Annotated in this window: 1 protein-coding gene; it reads right to left on the bottom strand. The window is 58.0% G+C overall.

What is annotated here, in order from left to right:
- A partial coding sequence (locus CRD60_RS08910; protein ID WP_201737263.1) for a hypothetical protein occupies positions 1–312 on the bottom strand: 312 nt, incomplete at both ends.

Here is a 312-nt window from a genome sequence, read left to right on the forward strand (position 1 = left end):
AGGTTGGCGATTCCCTCCAGGCTCAGGATGCCCTTGGCATTCAGATTCAGACTTGTTACGGCCTGGTCCACGCTGGTAAAGGTTGCGGTGGGCAACTTGCCTTGCACTGAGGCCACAGCATCGGCCAAAGACGCATCGGGGAAGCATTGATTAATGGGATCGACGTTGACGGCACAGAAGTGAGCATAGGTGATGGTGCCTGAGTAGGCGAAGGTGCCGGCTCCTCCGGCGGTGGTCCATGAGGTGTTCGAGTAGCTGCCTTGGTTGCTCCAGCTGTAGGTGTGTGTGCCGCCGTCGTTCCAGGTGTAGGTT

This window comes from Bifidobacterium aemilianum (assembly GCF_003315635.1).
Taxonomy (GTDB): Bacteria; Actinomycetota; Actinomycetes; order Actinomycetales; family Bifidobacteriaceae; genus Bifidobacterium; species Bifidobacterium aemilianum.